Origin of the sequence: Methylobacterium iners (assembly GCF_022179305.1) — a bacterium.
Classification (GTDB): Bacteria; Pseudomonadota; Alphaproteobacteria; order Rhizobiales; family Beijerinckiaceae; genus Methylobacterium; species Methylobacterium iners.
The window spans coordinates 1-16,043 of record NZ_BPQP01000085.1; the positions used below are offsets into that span (position 1 = coordinate 1).

18 protein-coding genes are annotated in these 16,043 nt (G+C 70.4%); 15 read left to right on the top strand and 3 right to left on the bottom strand.

The genetic code is table 11. The features are described from left to right. Positions 1–206 precede the first annotated feature (206 nt). The 6 genes from MFF55_RS22435 to MFF55_RS22460 all read left to right on the top strand — a co-directional run bounded on the left by MFF55_RS22435 (position 207) and on the right by MFF55_RS22460 (position 4,782). Positions 207–1,184, top strand: coding sequence for a glutathione S-transferase family protein (locus MFF55_RS22435; RefSeq protein WP_238246339.1), 978 nt, complete (start codon positions 207–209; stop codon positions 1,182–1,184). 46 nt (positions 1,185–1,230) lie between these two features. Beyond that, positions 1,231–1,716, top strand: coding sequence for a hypothetical protein (locus MFF55_RS22440; RefSeq protein WP_238246340.1), 486 nt, complete (start codon positions 1,231–1,233; stop codon positions 1,714–1,716). A gap of 139 nt (positions 1,717–1,855) precedes the next feature. After that, on the top strand, positions 1,856–2,785 hold the full coding sequence (locus tag MFF55_RS22445) for a thioredoxin family protein (RefSeq protein WP_238246355.1): 930 nt from the start codon (positions 1,856–1,858) through the stop codon (positions 2,783–2,785). A gap of 22 nt (positions 2,786–2,807) precedes the next feature. Continuing rightward, positions 2,808–3,476, top strand: coding sequence for an LON peptidase substrate-binding domain-containing protein (locus MFF55_RS22450; RefSeq protein WP_238246341.1), 669 nt, complete (start codon positions 2,808–2,810; stop codon positions 3,474–3,476). Positions 3,477–3,549: 73 nt separating this feature from the next. Continuing rightward, positions 3,550–3,756: a Trm112 family protein gene (locus tag MFF55_RS22455; RefSeq protein WP_238246342.1), complete on the top strand. Its 207-nt coding sequence runs from the start codon at positions 3,550–3,552 to the stop codon at positions 3,754–3,756. A gap of 240 nt (positions 3,757–3,996) precedes the next feature. After that, entirely contained in the window at positions 3,997–4,782 is a 786-nt protein-coding gene (locus tag MFF55_RS22460; protein ID WP_238246343.1) for a Bax inhibitor-1/YccA family protein, read from the top strand. A gap of 98 nt (positions 4,783–4,880) precedes the next feature. On the opposite strand, the gene MFF55_RS22465 is transcribed toward MFF55_RS22460, so the two are convergent. Beyond that, positions 4,881–5,591: a Crp/Fnr family transcriptional regulator gene (locus MFF55_RS22465; protein WP_238246344.1), complete on the bottom strand. Its 711-nt coding sequence runs from the start codon at positions 5,589–5,591 to the stop codon at positions 4,881–4,883. 197 nt (positions 5,592–5,788) lie between these two features. Then, complete coding sequence (locus MFF55_RS22470) at positions 5,789–6,163, bottom strand: DUF2794 domain-containing protein (protein WP_238246356.1); 375 nt, start codon at positions 6,161–6,163, stop codon at positions 5,789–5,791. A 350-nt stretch (positions 6,164–6,513) separates the two neighbouring features. Between MFF55_RS22470 and bluB the strand changes: the two genes are divergently transcribed. From bluB to MFF55_RS22490, 4 genes are all read left to right on the top strand, one after another. Continuing rightward, positions 6,514–7,167 carry a 5,6-dimethylbenzimidazole synthase gene (gene bluB, locus MFF55_RS22475; RefSeq protein ID WP_238246345.1) on the top strand — a complete coding sequence of 218 codons (654 nt, stop codon included), beginning with the start codon at positions 6,514–6,516 and terminating at the stop codon, positions 7,165–7,167. A gap of 190 nt (positions 7,168–7,357) precedes the next feature. Further along, positions 7,358–7,873 (top strand): L,D-transpeptidase, encoded by a 516-nt coding sequence (locus MFF55_RS22480; protein ID WP_238246346.1) that lies wholly within the window; start codon positions 7,358–7,360, stop codon positions 7,871–7,873. A gap of 156 nt (positions 7,874–8,029) precedes the next feature. Further along, positions 8,030–8,380 carry a nucleotidyltransferase family protein gene (locus tag MFF55_RS22485; RefSeq protein ID WP_238246347.1) on the top strand — a complete coding sequence of 117 codons (351 nt, stop codon included), beginning with the start codon at positions 8,030–8,032 and terminating at the stop codon, positions 8,378–8,380. Further along, positions 8,377–8,865, top strand: a complete 489-nt coding sequence (locus tag MFF55_RS22490; protein WP_238246348.1) for a ribonuclease toxin HepT-like protein — start codon at positions 8,377–8,379, stop codon at positions 8,863–8,865. Before MFF55_RS22485 ends, MFF55_RS22490 begins: the two co-directional genes overlap by 4 nt. Before the next feature lie 63 nt (positions 8,866–8,928). Here the strand turns inward: MFF55_RS22490 and MFF55_RS22495 are convergent, their stop codons facing one another. After that, complete coding sequence (locus MFF55_RS22495) at positions 8,929–9,138, bottom strand: DUF1674 domain-containing protein (RefSeq protein ID WP_238246349.1); 210 nt, start codon at positions 9,136–9,138, stop codon at positions 8,929–8,931. A gap of 74 nt (positions 9,139–9,212) precedes the next feature. On the opposite strand from MFF55_RS22495, the gene MFF55_RS22500 reads away from it, so the two are divergent. From MFF55_RS22500 to MFF55_RS22520, 5 genes are all read left to right on the top strand, one after another. Beyond that, entirely contained in the window at positions 9,213–10,553 is a 1,341-nt protein-coding gene (locus tag MFF55_RS22500; protein ID WP_238246350.1) for an RsmB/NOP family class I SAM-dependent RNA methyltransferase, read from the top strand. Position 10,554: 1 nt separating this feature from the next. Next, positions 10,555–11,703 (top strand): hypothetical protein, encoded by a 1,149-nt coding sequence (locus MFF55_RS22505; protein WP_238246351.1) that lies wholly within the window; start codon positions 10,555–10,557, stop codon positions 11,701–11,703. A gap of 100 nt (positions 11,704–11,803) precedes the next feature. Then, positions 11,804–13,510: a heparinase II/III family protein gene (locus MFF55_RS22510; RefSeq protein WP_238246352.1), complete on the top strand. Its 1,707-nt coding sequence runs from the start codon at positions 11,804–11,806 to the stop codon at positions 13,508–13,510. A gap of 87 nt (positions 13,511–13,597) precedes the next feature. After that, entirely contained in the window at positions 13,598–15,196 is a 1,599-nt protein-coding gene (purH, locus tag MFF55_RS22515; RefSeq protein ID WP_238246353.1) for a bifunctional phosphoribosylaminoimidazolecarboxamide formyltransferase/IMP cyclohydrolase, read from the top strand. A gap of 69 nt (positions 15,197–15,265) precedes the next feature. Next, the coding region (locus MFF55_RS22520) for a DUF2252 family protein (protein ID WP_238246354.1) at positions 15,266–16,043 on the top strand (778 nt) is incomplete at its 3' end.

A 16,043-nucleotide genomic window follows, 5' to 3' on the forward strand; every position in this document is an offset into this window, starting at 1 on the left:
CGCTCCAGGCGTCCGGGAAGGGGCGGCAGAGGCGGGCTAATTAGGAGAGGTTACACACCTCACTCGAACCCTCTCCGTCCAGGAGAGGGAGCGCGTTGCGGCTCCTCCTCGCGCCGGATGGGCGTCGTCGGAGCGGAGAAGCGCCCTTTCCAAGCATCGCTCGGCATCCATTTCACCGCGGGAAGCTCAGCCCCGGAGGCACGCTCATGGGATTGCTCGTCGACGGCGTCTGGCAGGACCGGGGGTACGACACGACGTCGACCGGCGGACGCTTCAAGCGCATGGACGCGAAGTTCCGCCATTGGGTCACCCGCGACGGCGCGCCCGGACCTTCCGGTGAGGGCGGGTTTCCGGGAGAAGCCGGGCGCTACCACCTCTACGTCTCGCTCGCCTGCCCCTGGGCGCACCGGACCCTGATCGTGCGCGCCCTGAAGGGGCTGGGGGACGCGATCTCGGTCTCGGTGGTCGACCCGCATATGGGCGCGGAGGGCTGGGTCTTCGGGACCACGCCCGGCGCGACGCCCGACCCCGTCAACGGCGCGACGCGGCTCTACGAGGTCTACCTCAAGGCCGACCCGGGTTTCAGCGGGCGCGTCACCGTGCCGGTGCTCTGGGACAAGACGCGCGGCACCATCGTCTCGAACGAATCCGCCGAGATCATCCGGATGCTCAACGACGCCTTCGGCGCCGGCGGCCCCGACCTCTATCCGGAGCCGCTGCGGGACGAGATCGATGCGGTCAACGCCCGGGTCTACGACGCGGTCAACAACGGGGTCTACAAGGCGGGCTTCGCCACGACGCAGCCCGCCTATGCCGAGGCCTACGAGGCGCTCTTTTCCGAGCTCGACATCTTGGAGGAGCGGCTCGGCCGCACGCGCTATCTCTGCGGGCCGGACCTCACCGAGGCGGATGTCCGGCTGTTCACGACCCTGGTGCGCTTCGATCCGGTCTATGTCGGCCACTTCAAGTGCAACAAGCGCCGGATCGCTGACTACCCGAACCTCTCAGGCTATCTGCGCGACCTCTACGGCCTGCCGGGCGTCGCGGACACGGTGAGTCTCACCCATATCAAGCGGCACTACTACGAGAGCCACCCGACCATCAATCCGACGGGCATCGTTCCGCTGGGACCGGAGCTCGACCTCTCTGCGCCGAATGACCGCGCCGCGCGCTTCGGTGCCTGAGGCGGACACCCTCGACAGATCGCACGTCGGCCATACATTTCGCGCCATGACGATCCGCGCCGCCCTCCTCGCTCTCTCCGCCACCCTTGCCCTCGCCGGCCCCGCGCTCGCGCAGGCCACGAATGCGCAGGCGGCCAACAAGCTCGAGGGAACCTGCGAGCGTCTCGTTATCGCCGGGCAGGATCACAGCGCGAAGTGCCGCGGCACCCTGGTCAACACGGTCACACGCAACCGCACGAGCTTCGACTTCAGCTCCGACGACGGGCGCTCCCTGAGCTTCAGCGGCAACGGCAACCCGCAGGAGCGGACGGAGGAATCGGACGCCCTGCAGCCGATCAACCTGGTGATCCCGGGCGAGACGACCGGGGAGGGTGTGGCGCAGGGGCCGCTGGTCGCGGTTGGGGCCTGCCGCTTCGGCGTGCCGAGCGGGGGCAAGACCACGATCACCTGCGAGGCGAACGCTGCCAAGGGGCGCTACGAGGCGGTCTTCGTCACGGACGCGAAAACCGCGCCCGGCGGCCCGAGCAACTGACGGGCAAGCCTCGCGAAAATCGGGACTGGCAGGGGCGGGCGGCGCACCCATCTAGTGAGCGGACGACGCCCGTCCGACGAAGAAACCCATCCGGCTCAGGAACCTGAGGCCGACGAGATGTCCGATGCCCGAGGATCGCATGCTCAATGACGCCCTGACGGCGGCCGGCCCTCAAGCCGGTGGCCCGTCGACCCTGATCAAGGACGTGACCACGGCGAGCTTCCGCCAGGACGTCATCGCGGAATCGATGAACCGGCCGGTGATGGTCGACTTCTGGGCGCCCTGGTGCGGCCCCTGCAAGCAGCTCACGCCCCTCCTCGAGAAGGTCGTCCAGGGCGCGGGCGGGCGGGTCGCGCTCGCCAAGGTCAATATCGACGAGAGCCCCGCCATCTGGAGCCAGATCAGCCAGCAGCTCGGTCTGCAATCGATCCCTGCCGTCATCGTCATCGACAAGGGCCGGCCCGTCGACGGCTTCGTCGGCGCCCTGCCCGAGGGCGAGATCAAGGCCTTCGTCGCCCGCCTCGTCGGTCCGGGCGGTCCGAGCCCGGTCGAGGAGATGATGGCGGAGGCCGAGGCCGCCCTCGCGGAGGGCGACGCGGCCGGCGCCTCCGAGCTCTACGCCGCGGTGCTCGCCCAGGAGTCGACCCATCTCGGCGCGATCGCGGGGCTGGCCAAGATCCAGCTGGATCTCGGCGAACTCGGCAACGCCCGGCAGATCCTCGAGATGGCGCCCCCCGACAAGACGGGGGATCCGGCGCTGACCTCCCTGCACGCCGCGATCGAGCTTGCCGAGAAGGCCGCCGCGCTGGGCGACCTCGGCGGGCTTCAGGCCCGCATCGATGCCGACCCGGCCGACCTCCAGGCGCGGTTCGACCTCGCGCTCGGCCTCAACGGGCGCAACGAGCGCGACGCGGCCGTGGACCAGCTCATCGAGATCCACCGGCAGGACAAGGAATGGAACGAGGGCGCCGCCCGCAAGCAGCTCCTCACCTTCTTCGAGGCGTGGGGGCTGATGGACAAGGCCTCCATCCGTGGCCGGCGCCGGCTCTCGACGCTGGTCTTCGCATGACGCGCGCCGGGGGGAAGAGGCGATGACCACCCACGCGGCCTACAAGGGACCGGCGGATTGCCCCGGCGTGATTCCGGTGTTCCCGCTGCCCTGCGCGCTGCTGCTGCCGCGCGGGCAGATGCCGCTCAACATCTTCGAGCCGCGCTACCTCGCGATGATCGACGATGCCCTGCGCTCCGACCGCATCATCGGCATGATCCAGCCCGACGTGGAGAGCGGGTCCTCGCCGATGACGCCGAGGCTGTTCCGCATCGGCTGCGCCGGCCGCATCACCCAATTCGCCGAGACGGGCGACGGCCGCTACCTGATCTCGCTCACGGGCATCGCAAGGTTCCGGGTCGAGTCGGAGCTCGCCACCACGACGCGCTACCGTCGTTGCCAGGTCTCCTACGACGATTTCGCCAGTGACTTCGAGCCCCGCGCCGGGGAGGAGGCCGTCGACCGCGAGGGCGTGCTCAAGGCGCTCAAGGACTTCGTCGAGGTCAACGACCTCAAGGTCGATTGGTCGGGGATCGAGGAGGCGCCCAACGAGGCGCTCGTCAACGCGCTGTGCATGATGAGCCCCTTCGGCGCCCGCGAGAAGCAGGCGATGCTGGAGGCGCCCGACCTCAAGACCCGGGCCGAGGTCTTGATCGCGGTGACCGAGATGGAGTTGGTGCGCGGCTCCGGCTCCGAGCCGACCCTGCAGTGATTCCAAGGGCAACGCATTTTCCTTCGCCGAACCGGTAACCATGTCGGCGGAAGATGCTCTGAAGGACGTGAAAATGGCCGACGAACCGACATCCACCGTCGAGGCGACCCGCGTCGACCCCAAGCTCCTCGAACTCCTGGTCTGTCCGCTCACCAAGGAGGGGCTGGACTACGATTCCGAGCGCCAGGAGCTGATCAGCCGCTCGGCCAAGCTCGCCTACCCGATCCGCGACGGCATCCCGATCATGCTGCCCGAGGAGGCTCGACCCCTGACCGATTAGGCATAGCCTCCGCAGGTCCGGTGGCCCGCGTTCCTTCGGCCTTGCAGATTTAATCCCTTCGTTAATCAAATAAAAAGCCACTGGTCTGCGTCCAAATTCCTTCGTGCCAGGTCGTTCCAGCCTCTTGTGCGGAGCAGCGTGACCGAACATATTTCGTCGTGAGGCGCCGTGAGGCGTCGGAGGTGCGCGTGAGCCTCCCCGTCAATCACACGCTGACGAGAGCTTCCAAGGGAAACTCTGATGGCATTCGAGAATAGCCCCTTCCGAACCGGCGCCCCCACGGCCGGCTATGTCGGGACCCAGGTCGACGTCGACCAGGGCCTGCGCAGCTTCATGCTGGGCGTCTACAACAACATGGTCGTCGGCCTCGCGATCTCCGGTCTCGTGGCCCTCGGCCTGAACATGGCCGCCGTCGCGACCTCGCAGGCCGACATGGTCGCGCGTGTCGGCAGCGTGCCGCTCACCCAGTTCGGTGCCTTCCTCTACGGCGGGCCGATGAAGTGGGTGCTGATGCTCGCGCCTCTCGCCTTCATCCTGGTCTTCTCCTTCCGGATGGACCGGATGTCCCCGGCCTCGGCGCGCCTGGCCTTCTTCGCCTTCGCGGCGGTGATGGGCGCCTCGATGTCGACGCTGCTCCTCGTGTTCACGGGGGCGAGCGTGGTGCGGGTGTTCTTCATCACGGCGGCGACGTTCGGTGGCCTCAGCCTCTACGGCTACACCACCAAGCGCAGCCTGTCGGGCATGGGCTCGTTCCTGATCATGGGCCTGATCGGCCTGATCATCGCCTCGCTGGTCAACATTTTCCTCGCGTCGAGCGCGCTGCAGTTCGCCATCTCCGTGGTCGGCGTCCTGATCTTCGCGGGCCTCACGGCCTACGACACGCAGAAGCTGAAGGAGATGTACCTCTACAGCGGCTTCGATGGCGAGGGCGCGGCCAAGCTCGCCGTGAACGGTGCGCTGACCCTGTACCTGGACTTCATCAACATGTTCCAGATGCTGCTCTCGCTACTCGGCGACCGCCGCTAAGCGAAGCGAACCCTACGAACCAGAAGAGCCCCGGCGGAAACGCCGGGGCTTTTTTTATTGGCTGAAGCTGTTCATCGGGACGCGGCACACTTGGCGACCTAGGTCTCGGCCAGCAGGCGCTCGTACTCGGCCTCCGCGAAGCCGTAGGCGTCGCCGGCCAGATCCCTGAGCTTCTCCCGGTCGAGGACGGTGATGCGGCCGCGCTTGGCCCGGATCATCCCGGTCCCCTCGAGCATGTGAACGGCCGTCGTCACGCCCGGGCGGCGCACCCCGAGCATCATCGACAGGAACTCGTGGGTGAGCGGCAGCTCTCCCTGCTCCAGACGATCCTGCACCATCAGGATCCAGCGGGCGAGCCTGCCCTCGATGGTGAGCTCGGCATTCGCGTAGACAGTCTGCCCGATCTGCACGATGTAGGCCTGGACGTAGCGCCCGAGCACGCCGCGAAGCTCCCTGCTCGCATCGAGTGCGTCGCGAAGCGCGGCGGCGGGAATGCGCAGGGCCTCGCCCGGGGCTTGGACCGTTCCAACATAGGGGCTGCGCTCGCTGCCGAGCACCAGCGACATGCCGACCAAGCCTTCGCGGCCGACGAGGCCGATCTCGATCCGGCCGCTCTGCGTGTCGGCGACGAAGGAGATGAAGCCTTCCTCGGGGAAGTAGGCGTAGTCGATCGGTTGGTTGGCCCCGACCACCGTCTCGCGCAACGGCAGCGGGATGCGCTCCAGGGCCGGCGCGAGCCGCGCATAGTCCTCCGGCTGCAGGGCGCCGAGCAGGCGGTTGCGGATGCGGTGCTGTTCGAGCTGCGGCATGGCTCCGGTTTCAAAGGGGGCAAGAGCACGCAACGTCTCTCGATCGCTCACGCCCGAACCCACCGGCAGGCGATGACGCAGCCTTCCCATGTCTGCGGCCGGCGCACTTTGATAAAGGTGAGTCCGCGCGGGCTTCGAGGCCGGAATTTTCATGGTTTGCGAGGCGCCTGCTTGGGTTGGCGGGAGCCGTCCCCTCCTCACACGACCCGCAGGGGCTTCTCCAGCACCGCGAGCACCCGCGCGAGGTCCTGTCCGCGCTTCAGAACGAGGCCCGTCGGCGCGACGACCGCGTAGGCGCCCTGGCGGCGGGCGAGCTTGGGATCCTTCTCCACCCGGTAGAGCGGCATCTCCGACGTGCGCCGGTAGATCGAGAACACCGCCTTGTCGCGCCGGAAGTCGAGGGCGTAGTCGCGCCATTCGCCCTCGGCGACCCGGCGCCCGTAGAGCCCGAACAGGATGCGCAGCTCCGCCCGGTCGAAGGTGACTTGCGGGACGACGGGCGCGGAGGGGAAGGGGATCACGCGCTGGGCGGAATCCGGGTATCCTGGCTCGGCACGGGTCCTCTCGGTCATCATCGCTCCGGTCGCGGACGGCTCGTGCGAGCCTCGCGTCTCATGATGAGCCGGCGATCCGATGCCCGCAAGGGCTGCCGTCGCGAGGGCAGACGCGAAACACGTCACCACCTTTCCGCCCTCTTCGCGCCCCGTGTCGGCCTTGATGAGACGACACACCTGTTGCCGAACCTCGTCAGTCTGCCCGCCGGTGAGGTCCCGACTTTCATGCTCCCCAGCCGTCGGGGCCGATTTGACCGGGTAGGCCGACACTCCAGAGGTTTCGAGACCCAAGAACTTCAGGCCGCCTCCTCACGGAGCGGCCTTTTTTCTGCGCGGAGTTCGGGCGGACGGAGTATGGATCGGCCAGGATGCTTCGGGAGGGAGGGATCTTGGTCAGGTTCGATGCGGGCTTTCGCGACGAACTCGCGCATTTGTTCGCCTGGCGCCGCGACGTGCGTCGCTTCCGGACCGACGCGGTGGACGAGGCGGTGCTCCAGCCATGCCTGCGCCTCGCCGCGCTGGCGCCCTCCGTGGGCAACAGCCAGCCCTGGCGCTTCGTGCGCGTCGGCGATCCGGGGCGCCGCGCCGCCGTCACCGCGAGCTTCGAGCGCTGCAACGAAGCCGCGGCGGCGTCCTACGACGACGCGCGCCGCGGAGCCTATGCGCAGCTGAAGCTCGCCGGCCTGCGCGAGGCCCCGATCCACCTCGCGGTGTTCTGCGACGAGGCGACGGAGGCCGGCCACGGGCTCGGCCGCGCGACCATGCCGGAGATGCTGCACTACTCCGTCGTCACCGCCGTGCACGCCTTCTGGCTCGCCGCCCGCGCCCACGGTCTCGGGGTGGGCTGGGTCTCGATCCTCGATCCCTGCGCCGTCTCCTCCTGCCTCGACGTGCCGCCGGCTTGGCGACTCATCGCCTATCTCTGCGTGGGCCATCCGGTGGAGGAGCACGAGGACCCCGAACTCGTCCGCCACGGCTGGCAGGAGCGCCTGGACGACGCCACGACGCTGCTGGAACGCTGATCCGGGCGGCCAGGGTTAAGACCGGCTTTCCCCAATTCCAAGCTTTCGCGCGAACTCCGGAGCCTGCCCTTGAGCACGCTTCCGGAATCTCGCGCGTCCTCACGTGCGTCTGCGCAGTCCGTAACCGGAACGACAAGCTTAGCTCCGAATTACTGCAGCAGTTACGGTCACGCTTTTCGAGGTCAACGCGATGTTCGGGCGGAGAGAATGGGGCGTCATCCTGTCGGGCGCCGTGGTGGCGATGGGATCGATGGCCCTGCCGGCGCAGGCGCGCGAGGTCGTCCCCTTTCAGGAGGGCGTGATGCCGGGTTCCGTCATCGTCCGGACCGCCGAGCGTCGCCTCTACCTCGTCAACGGCGACGGCACGGCCATCCGCTATCCCGTCGCGGTGGGCAAGCCGGGCAAGCAATGGACCGGCGCGACGCGGATCGACGGCAAGTACGTGGAGCCCGCCTGGTCGCCCCCCGCCGAGGTAAAGCGCGACAACCCGCGCCTGCCGAACCTGATCGCCGGCGGCTCGCCCCGCAACCCGATGGGCGCGGCCGCCCTGACGCTTGCCGGCGGCGAATACGCGATCCACGGCACCAACCGTCCGAGCTCGGTCGGCACCTACGCCTCCTACGGCTGCATCCGCATGTACAACCGGGATGTCGTCGACCTCTACGAGCGGGTCTCGGTGGGGACGCAGGTCTATGTGACGCGCTGAGAGGTGCAAGGGCTGGTGACAGCGGGGGCTTGATCGAGCCATGCACGCGAATCGGCGGCGGCTCGCCGACCGCTGTGGGAATCGTCTGCAAGCGGTGTTCGTGATAACGATGCTGCCTCCCTGAGGGAACCGCGTACCGTGGAAGCGATGACGGGCATGGGAGTGTCAGCGACTGCTTCGGCCGTCACGACACTGGCGCAGAGGAAGGCGTCCGAAGCCGCACGGCGCCTGCAGGCGGCCGAGGCAGTCGTCGATGCCCTGGGCGCCTACGCACGACGGGAGTGCGGCACCTTCGTGGTGTTCGGGTCCTACGTCACCGGCACGATGCGCTTCGACAGCGACCTCGACGTGCTGATCGATTTTCCTCCAGAGCGCGCGGCGGCGGCTTGGTGCTTCGTTGAGGACGTCTGCGCCGAGCACGGGGTCCCGCCCGACATACACGATGCTAGCACCAGCTGGCCCGTGTTCACGCAACGCGTGCGAGCCAAGGGGCTCGCGCTTCCGTGACGGACGCCCGCTGGACGGAGGTTGAGGACGACTTGGACTCGGCCTGCCGCCACTTCGGCAAAGCAGCGGCCCTCTTCGACGAAGGCGGGTTCGAGAAGGACGATCTCACCGGCTACCGCGCCGACATGGCGCTTCAGCACGCCATGCAATCGGCCTACACATCGCTTGAAGGCGCGCTCGTCCGCATCCTGGAAATCCTCGACGAGGAGAGGCCGACCGGCGAGAAGTGGCACGCGGATCTCGTCAGGCGCGCTGCCCGCCCCTTGTCCGCACCGGGCCGCGCCCGGCCCGCAATTCTGACGCCCGACGTAGCGAGCGATGTCGACGAGAGCCGGCGTTTCAGGCACCGAGCCACGCACAACTACGATGACTTTGACCCGACTCGGGCCGGTCCATCCATCGAGGCCGCGCGCCGCCTTGCGGCGAGCCTCAAGCCATGCATCGCGGCATTCAGGGCCAGGATCGATCCGCCGTCAGCGCCGTAGGATGCAGACACGCCGGAAACCGGTCCTGCTTCGATGTCCACCGGCTTTGGGGAGAACGCGACATCAAAAGTCGACGGCGAGTCCCTTCACTTCCCAATCCTGGTAGCGAACCGGCTCGAGCCCACCGCGGCCCTGCTTCTCCCGCGCTGCGGTGATCTCCGCCGCGCGGGCATCGATCGCCGCCCGGCGCTCGGCGGCCTCCGCCAGGGCCCGCTCGGCGGCCGGCGTCAGAGGCCGAGGTGTGGCATTTTCGGTGTCGTCGGGCATCGTCATGGCTTGTATCTCGGGCAACCGGATGGAAGGGCAGCAGGGCTGACCCACGAACTTCACCCAAGGACATGGCATCCATGGCGACACGCCGCAACGCGGCCGGACCGACGCCGACGATCGACCGCAGCATTGCGGGGCTCGCGGCGCGCCAGGTGGCGCATCAGGCGGTCGCCGACCTCCTGGGGAAGAACCGTGCCTTTGCCCTCGAGGATGCTCTCGCCCAGGCCGGGCGCGGCGCCGATCTCGACGCGGCCGATGCGGGGCTCGCCCGGGCCATCGCCACCGCGACCTTCCGACGCTTCGGGTTCCTGCGCCGGGCGCTCGCGGCGCGGATGACTCAAGGGCTGCCCGAGGACCAGCCCCGGCTCGTCGCCCTGCTCGCGACCGGCGCCGTCCAGATCCTCGACCTCAACGTCCCGGACCACGCCGCCGTCGACCTCGCCGTGCGGCTCGCCAAGGGCGATCCCTACCTCCAGCACCTCGCCGGCCTCGTGAACGCCGTGCTGCGCCGCGTCGTCCGCGAGCGGGCGGAGATCCTGGCCGCCGGAGCCGACCCGCTCGCCGACAACACGCCGGATTGGCTGGCCCGGCGCTGGCGCGCGACTTACGGGCCCGAGGCCGCCGCACGGATCGCCGCCGCCCATCTTCACGGCGCCGCCCTCGACCTCACGCCGCGCGGCGATGCCGCGGATTGGGCCGAGCGCCTCGGCGGCGTGGCGCTGCCCACCGGCAGCATCCGCCTGCCCGAGATCCGCGCCGGGATCGCCGACCTGCCCGGCTACGCCGAGGGTGCCTGGTGGGTACAGGATGCGGCCGCCGCCATTCCCGCCAGGCTGCTCGGGGTCGGACCCGGCCAGCGGGTCGCCGACCTCTGCGCGGCGCCGGGCGGCAAGACCGCCCAGCTCGCGGCGGCCGGCGCCGCCATCGTCGCCGTCGACCGCTCGGCCCAGCGCCTGGAGCGCCTGCGCCAGAACCTCGACCGGCTCGGGCTCACCGTCGAGATTCATGCCGGCGATGCCCTGTCCTTCGACGAGGCGGAAAGCTTCGACGCGGTGCTCCTCGACGCCCCCTGCTCGGCGACCGGCACCATCCGCCGCCATCCCGACGTCGCCTGGACCAAGAGCGAGGGCGACCGCCTGCGGCTCGAAGGCCTGCAGCGGCGCCTCCTTGACAAGGCGGCCACGCTGGTCAAGCCAGGCGGGCACCTCGTCTACTGCACCTGCTCCCTCGAACCGGAGGAGGGGGAAACCCAGGCCGCGGGCTTCCTGGGGCGCAACGCGGCGTACGAGCGCGTGCCCGTCAGGCCCGACGAGGTCGGCGGCCGGTCGGAGCTGATCGACGGGAACGGCGACCTGCGCACGCTGCCCTCCCACGACCTCGACGGCTTCTTCGCAAGCCGGCTGCGGCGCAGGGGCTGAGATGCGGGCGCACTTCGGGTGGAACGCGATCCTTCCGGCGCTCCTGCTCGCCTGGATCGCCGGCCCGGCATCCGCCGAGGCCGACGGGCGCATCCTTCCGGCCAAGCCGGCCTACGCCCGCCACCCGACCTGCGCGCCGGTCTCGGCGAGCATCCCCGTCGACGTCCATCTCGGCACCCGCGACGTGCAGCTCTCGCCCTCGCCGCAGGAGATGCCGATGAACCAGGGCGAGAGCGCGATCTGCTACGCCTACGCCACGGCGGACATGATCTCGCACCGGCTCGGCCGGCAGGTCGCGGCCCTCGATATCGCCACGCGCTACTACTTCGCCGATCCCGCCCGCCTCGCGGCCCATCCGGACCCCCGCGTGCGAGCCCACCTGAAGGCCAATCCGAACACCCTCGCCGACATCGCCTGGGCCCGCAACGCCGCCGACATCACCCGGGACGGCAACCCCCGGCTCGATCCGTATTTCGACAAGATCGAGGGCGGCGAGGAGGACGGCGCGGCGCTGCTCTACAACCTCGCCGGCGGTTACTGCGAGGACCGCGACCTGCCCTCGAACGACGGCTACCGCTACCTCAACCCGTATTTCCGCGCCCTGCGCTTCCGCAGCCGGGTCGTCGATCCGCGGATGAGCCTGCGCAGCGTCGCCGCCACCGTACCGAAGCTGCGCAGCCCTCGGGCCGACCGCTTCAACGCGGCCTGGATCGCCCATGTCGAGGCGCGCTGCCTGCGCAAGCCCCTGCCGGTGCCGCTGCTTCCCGTCTCCTACCGGGTCGCGGCGAACCAGGCCGAGTTCGCCGACATGATGGAATCCGGGCGGCTGCCGAGCCCCAGGGCGGTGGCCCGCATCCTGGCGATGGTCGATTACGCCCTCGACCACGGCCGGGTGCCGACCATCGGCTACAGCTGGTACCTGCTGCAGCCCCGCGACCCCAAGGACCCCGATCTCCACGCCGACCATGCGAGTCCGGTCGTCGGCCGCCGCAAGATCGGCGAGGTCTGCCAGTACCGCATCCAGGACAACACCGGCGAGTACTGCGCCCGCATGCGCGACGGCATCCGCGAGCGCTGCGAGAACGGCCGCGTCTGGGTCACGGAGGAGGAGCTGCGGCGCACCCTGTACAGCGTGACCTACCTTCGCTAGCCCGGGGCTTATGCTTAACCGGTGGTTAAGACGCGCGGCCTAACCTCCCGTCGGGAGCATTGGGCAAGTCGGCCGGTGCGATCGGCCCGGGAGAGTATGGGTGCGTTGGGGGGCTGATCGCTGGCGCTTCTATCGGCTGATCGGACGCGAGATCGCGCGCTCGGGCCGGAACGCCTACGCCCGGCTCACCGCGCGTCCCGATCTCCTCGCCCGCGCCCGCGTCACCGGGCTGGTGATCGCGCCCCACGACCTGCGCACGCGGGACGCCACCTTCGCCGACGACATCTATGCCGGGCTGTTCGTCTTCGCCGGGCGCTCGCTCTCGGTCAGCGGCCGCTCGCCCTTCGACTACGCGCCGCCCTCGCCGGAATGGGCCGATGCGCTCTACGGCTTCGGCTGGCTGCGCCACCTGCGCGCCGCCGACACGGCGCTCGCCCGCGCCAATGCCCGCGCCTTCGTCACGGATTTCCTGGCCGGCCGCGGCGACCCGGCGCTGGCCCGGCCGACGCCGGTGGCGGCCCGGCGCCTGATCTCCTTCCTGTGCCAGTCGCCCCTGATGCTGGAGGGCGCCGACCACGCCTTCTACCAGAGCTTCCTCAAGGGCATCGGGCGCGGCGCCCGCGAGCTCGAGGGCGACCTGCGCCGGGGCATCCCGCCGCAATCGCGGCTGAGCGCGGTGGTCGCCCTCTGCTACGCCGGCCTCTGCTGCGAGGGCATCCAGCCGATCCTGCGCCGGGCGATCCGCATCCTGGCGCGCGAGCTCGACCGGCAGATCCTGCCCGATGGCGGCCATCGCAGCCGCGACCCCCGCTTCGCCCTGGAACTCCTCCTCGACCTGCTGCCGCTGCGCCAGAGCTTCCTCAGTCGCGGCGTCGACCCGCCCGAGGCGCTGCTGCGCGCCATCGACCGGATGCTGCCGCTGCTGCGACTGCTGCGCCACGGCGACGCCTCGCTCAGCCACTTCAACGGCATGGGCGCGACGGCGGCCGACCATCTCGCGACGCTGCTCGTCTACGACGGCGCTCTCGCGCAGCCCATGCTGCACGCCCCGAGTTCCGGCTACGAGCGGCTGGAGGCCGGCCGCGTCGTCGTGGTGGCCGATGTCGGCGCGCCGCCGCCGCTGCCCTATTCCATCAATGCGGGCGCGGGCTGCCTCTCCTTCGAGATGTCGAGCGGCCCCCAACGCATCGTCATCAATTGCGGGCTGCCCGCGAGTGGCCCCGAGCTGCGGCGGCTGGCGCGCTCCACGGCCGCGCACTCGACGGCGACGGTGGCCGACACCTCCTCCTGCCGCTTCCTCTGGGGCGGGGGCTGGTGGGGCGAGCGGCGGGCCGCCGAGTGGCTCGCCGAGCGCATCGGCACCGTCGTCCTGCGAGGCCCCCGGGCCGTCAAGGCCGAGCGCACTGCGGGCGAGGCCCAGGTCCTGGCCGCGCGCCACGACGGCTACGCCGTCGCCTACGGGATCGTGCACGAGCGGCGCTGGCAGCTCTTCCCCGACGGCACCCTGGCGGGCGAGGACGCCTTCGTGCGGACGGGCAAGGCCGGCCACCGGACCGCTGAGACCGCGATCCGGTTCCATCTCCATCCGACCATCGAGGTGCAGGGCGAGGGCGGGGGCGGGCTCACCCTGTCGGCGCCGTCCGGCGAGAGCTGGCGCTTCACGGCCGAGGGGGCCGAGGTGGCGATCGAGGAGAGCGTCTACTTCGCCGGCCTGACCGGTGCCCGCCGCACGGACCAGGTCGTGCTCTACCTCACGGTGAGCGAGGACGCGCGGGTGCGCTGGCGGTTCACGCCCGCCGCCGGATGAGGGGCGCGGGCCGCCCTGGCCCGTCCCGCCGGATTCGTGCTACCCGCCCGAGCCTTCTGCAGCCCACCCGGACCGGGCGAGGGATCGATGCCGCATGACCTGGCGCGGGTGACCCGCGCGCTCCTCTCCGTTTCCGACAAGACGGGCCTCGTCGACTTCGCCCGCGCTCTGGCGGCCCGGGGGGTCGAGCTGGTCTCGACCGGCGGCACCCATCGCGCGCTGAGCGAGGCGGGCCTGCCCGTCGTGGAGGTGGCCGAGCTGACCGGCTACCCGGAGATGATGGACGGCCGGGTGAAGACCCTGCATCCGGCGGTGCATGGCGGGCTGCTCGCGGTGCGCGAGGACCCTGCCCACCAGGCGGCGCTCGCCGCCCACGGCATCCGCCCCATCGACCTCCTCGTGGTCAACCTCTACCCGTTCGAGGCGGCGCTGGCCCGCGACGCGGGGTATCACGACCTCGTCGAGAACATCGATGTCGGCGGTCCTGCGATGATCCGGGCGGCGGCCAAGAACCACGCGGACGTCGCCGTGGTGGTCGACGTGGCGGATTATCCCGCGATCCTGTCGGAGATCGAGGCGGGGGAGGGGGGCTTGAGCGCGGCGACCCGGCGCCGGCTCGCGGGCAAGGCCTTCGCCCGCACGGCCTCCTACGACGCGGCCATCGCGAATTGGCTCGCCGGGGAGGCCGCGCCGGACGCCGCGCCCGCCTTCCGCGCCATCGGCGGCACCCTCGCCCAGACCCTGCGCTACGGCGAGAACCCGCACCAGGCCGCCGCCTTCTACCGCTCGCCCGGCCCCGGCCGGCCGGGCGTCGCGAGCGCCCGGCAGCTCCAGGGCAAGGAACTCTCCTACAACAACCTCAACGACACCGACGCGGCCTACGAATGCGTCGCCGAGTTCGACCCGGGCCGCACGGCGGCGGTGGCGATCATCAAGCACGCCAATCCCTGCGGCGTCGCGGAAGGCCCGCACCTCGCCGAGGCCTATGCGAGGGCGCTCGCCTGCGATCCGACCTCCGCCTTCGGCGGCATCGTCGCCCTCAACCGCCCCCTCGATGCCGAGGCCGCGCGGCAGATCGTCGAGATCTTCACGGAGGTCATCATCGCGCCCGACGCCTCGGAGGAGGCGATCGCCATCGTGGCGGCCAAGCGCAACCTGCGCCTGCTGCTGGCCGGCGGCCTGCCCGATCCGCGGGCGCCGGGCGAGACCGTGCGCACGCTGGCCGGCGGCCTGCTCGTGCAGGGCCGCGACGCGGCGAACGTCGACGACATGGCCCTGCAGGTGGTGACGCGGCGCGCGCCGACCGAGCAGGAATATGCCGACCTGCGCTTCGCCTTCCGCGTCGCCAAGCACGTGAAGTCGAATGCCATCGTCTACGCCCGTGACGGCGCCACGGTCGGCATCGGCGCCGGGCAGATGTCGCGGGTGGATTCCTCGCGCATCGCCGCCTGGAAGGCCGCGGAGGGCGCCGAGCGCCTCGGGCGGCCCGAGAGCCTGGCCAAGGGCGCGGCCGTCGCCTCGGACGCCTTCTTCCCCTTCGCCGACGGCCTGATCGCGGCGGCCGAGGCCGGCGCCACGGCGGTGATCCAGCCCGGCGGCTCGATGCGCGACGCCGAGGTCATCGCGGCGGCCGATGCCGCCGGCCTCGCCATGGTGTTCACGGGGCATCGCCACTTCCGGCATTGAGGCGCCCGCCTCGCGCGACGCCCCGGCACCGGCTAGTCTCGGGGCGCGAGACCCCACGGATAACCCTCGATGATCACTGCGTCGGCCGACCGTACCCGCCGCGAGCGCCTGGCCGAGGGCGAGGCGCTTCGCGAGGAAACGCCGTGGGACTTCCATGCGCCATGGCGGCCGGCGCCGGGGAGGGATCCCCTGGCGATCCTTGCCGAGAGCGATGCCGAGCGTCTCCCCGACCTCGTCCCGCGGCGCTACAAGAAGATGCGCAGGAACGCCTTCACCTTCCTGCGGGGAGCCGCCGCAATCATGGCGGCCGACCTCGCCGGGTCGGCCATGGCCGGTTTGCCCGTCCAGGCCTGCGGCGACTGCCATATCGGCAATTTCGGCGTCTTCGTGAGCCCGGAGGGACGGGTGGCGTTCGACATCAACGATTTTGACGAGACCCTGCCGGGCGTCGATTTCACGGTCGACCTCAAGCGCCTGGCCGCGAGCGTCGTCGTGGAGGCGATGGCCGAGACGGACGCCGACGCGGAGCGGGCGCGCGAGCTCGCAATCGCCGGCGTCGAAGCCTATCGCGCGCACATGCACGCCCTCGCGGCGATGGAGCCGCTCGCGGGCTGGCGCAGCGGCATCGACCTCGACGAGGAGGTGGCGCGGATCGACGACCACCGCTCCCGCGAAGAGGTCGAAAGCGATCTCGAAGCCGGGCTCGCGCACGAGACGGTCGAGGCCGACGTCCCGGAGGTCGATCCCGCGGTCCGGGAGGGGCCTCCGGCCTCATGGCGCATCGCGGATTACGGCCGGAAGGTATTTCACCGGCTCCCGGACGGCGACGACGAGCCCGTGCGCGACG

What these genes read in the sequence shown, in the direction of transcription:
- MFF55_RS22435 (WP_238246339.1), top strand. Translation starts at nt 207, where the DNA reads ATGGGATTGCTCGTCGACGGCGTCTGGCAGGACCGGGGGTACGACACG.
- MFF55_RS22440 (WP_238246340.1), top strand. Translation starts at nt 1,231, where the DNA reads ATGACGATCCGCGCCGCCCTCCTCGCTCTCTCCGCCACCCTTGCCCTC.
- MFF55_RS22445 (WP_238246355.1), top strand. Translation starts at nt 1,856, where the DNA reads ATGCTCAATGACGCCCTGACGGCGGCCGGCCCTCAAGCCGGTGGCCCG.
- MFF55_RS22450 (WP_238246341.1), top strand. Translation starts at nt 2,808, where the DNA reads ATGACCACCCACGCGGCCTACAAGGGACCGGCGGATTGCCCCGGCGTG.
- MFF55_RS22455 (WP_238246342.1), top strand. Translation starts at nt 3,550, where the DNA reads ATGGCCGACGAACCGACATCCACCGTCGAGGCGACCCGCGTCGACCCC.
- MFF55_RS22460 (WP_238246343.1), top strand. Translation starts at nt 3,997, where the DNA reads ATGGCATTCGAGAATAGCCCCTTCCGAACCGGCGCCCCCACGGCCGGC.
- MFF55_RS22465 (WP_238246344.1), bottom strand. Translation starts at nt 5,591, where the DNA reads ATGCCGCAGCTCGAACAGCACCGCATCCGCAACCGCCTGCTCGGCGCC.
- MFF55_RS22470 (WP_238246356.1), bottom strand. Translation starts at nt 6,163, where the DNA reads ATGACCGAGAGGACCCGTGCCGAGCCAGGATACCCGGATTCCGCCCAG.
- bluB (WP_238246345.1), top strand. Translation starts at nt 6,514, where the DNA reads ATGCTTCGGGAGGGAGGGATCTTGGTCAGGTTCGATGCGGGCTTTCGC.
- MFF55_RS22480 (WP_238246346.1), top strand. Translation starts at nt 7,358, where the DNA reads ATGTTCGGGCGGAGAGAATGGGGCGTCATCCTGTCGGGCGCCGTGGTG.
- MFF55_RS22485 (WP_238246347.1), top strand. Translation starts at nt 8,030, where the DNA reads ATGGGAGTGTCAGCGACTGCTTCGGCCGTCACGACACTGGCGCAGAGG.
- MFF55_RS22495 (WP_238246349.1), bottom strand. Translation starts at nt 9,138, where the DNA reads ATGACGATGCCCGACGACACCGAAAATGCCACACCTCGGCCTCTGACG.
- MFF55_RS22500 (WP_238246350.1), top strand. Translation starts at nt 9,213, where the DNA reads ATGGCGACACGCCGCAACGCGGCCGGACCGACGCCGACGATCGACCGC.
- MFF55_RS22505 (WP_238246351.1), top strand. Translation starts at nt 10,555, where the DNA reads ATGCGGGCGCACTTCGGGTGGAACGCGATCCTTCCGGCGCTCCTGCTC.
- purH (WP_238246353.1), top strand. Translation starts at nt 13,598, where the DNA reads ATGCCGCATGACCTGGCGCGGGTGACCCGCGCGCTCCTCTCCGTTTCC.